General features: G+C 31.1%; 1 protein-coding gene and 1 rRNA gene. Both read right to left on the bottom strand.

Features of this window, described 5'->3' with window-relative positions; translation table 11 throughout:
* Nucleotides 1–368: 368 nt before the first annotated feature.
* Nucleotides 369–539 (bottom strand): hypothetical protein, encoded by a 171-nt coding sequence (locus DS745_RS24805; RefSeq protein WP_161568382.1) that lies wholly within the window; start codon nt 537–539, stop codon nt 369–371.
* Between the two features lie 574 nt (nt 540–1,113).
* Nucleotides 1,114–1,203: ribosomal RNA gene (gene rrf / locus DS745_RS24250) — 5S ribosomal RNA — on the bottom strand; the annotation flags it as partial.

Genomic DNA, 1,203 nt, shown 5'->3' with positions numbered 1-1,203 from the left:
GTCCTGAGCCAGGATCAAACTCTCCATAAAAGTGTTTGATATAGCTCAAAAATAATAATTCATTGACGAGATATTTACTATCTCTTTAATTCGCTTGGCTGTGTGTTCAGTTTTCAAAGAACAATTTCATAAGTCGTTTTAGCGACAAGATTTATTATAACATAATAACAAATCCAACGCAACAACTTTTTTTCGATAAGTTGTTTTTTTAAGTGGTTTCAACGACTAGAAATTAATATTAACATAAAACTTATTTAAAGGTCAATGAAAAAGTTATTATTTTTTAGACTTAATTCTCTTTACCATATTTAAGAAGCCTTACTGGAAGTAAAGCTCCTAAGTTGTACAATAAAGATAGTATAAAAATTCTATTTATTTTTGCTTCTTCCTATCTTTCTTCCTTCAGCTCCCACAGATATACCATGATTTTCGTTACTCTGTAATACATCATCTTTTTTATTTTGTTTGTCTCCACCTAGATATACAGATTTATGCTTTTCTTGTACTTCCTTAAACTTTTCAAAATTTTGATTAACCATTCTATTACCTCCTTCAGTTATAGGGTACCTCTAAATAAGTAGGTTCCATCTTTCTAAACTTTTTATGCATCCACCAAGTGAAATAACAAATTAATTAAATTAAACATTATGGTCAACTTTTTAGTTTGATACATGGAGAAAGATAAAACCGGACATACTATTTTTGAGGAGCATTTTGCTACTCACAACCAACTTCAGCAGGGTTTAAATGTTATGATCAATAACATTAGGTAGTTCGATTGACCTTTAATGAGGTGATTAGCTTGCAGTATAACCAAAAATTTCAAGATTGTTTTGAACAATAATGAAATGAGGTGTCTGTGGGAAGTAATAATCGATACGACCCCATAAAACAAGCTTGTTGAACGAGGTAAAGAAGATAGTCATTTTACAATGACTATCTTCTTTTTATTGTCCCAAGTAAATCTTGTTTATATATTATAGAATATATCTTTTAACATTATTGTTAAAAAGTAATTAGTAAAAGGCTACTCATTTGATGTATTAAATGGTAGTAACTATAACTTCATTTGAAACAACAAAAAAAACACATCCACATGGGATGTGTTTTTTTACCTAGCAACGTCCTACTCTCACAGGGGGAAACCCCCAACTACCATCGGCGCTGAAGAGCTTAACGATCGTGTTCGGCATGGGAACGAGT

It is taken from the genome of Anaerobacillus alkaliphilus (assembly GCF_004116265.1).
GTDB classification, from domain to species: Bacteria; Bacillota; Bacilli; order Bacillales; family Anaerobacillaceae; genus Anaerobacillus; species Anaerobacillus alkaliphilus.
Note: the sequence above shows the minus strand (reverse complement) of the source record. Positions and strands in the feature narration are given on the sequence as shown.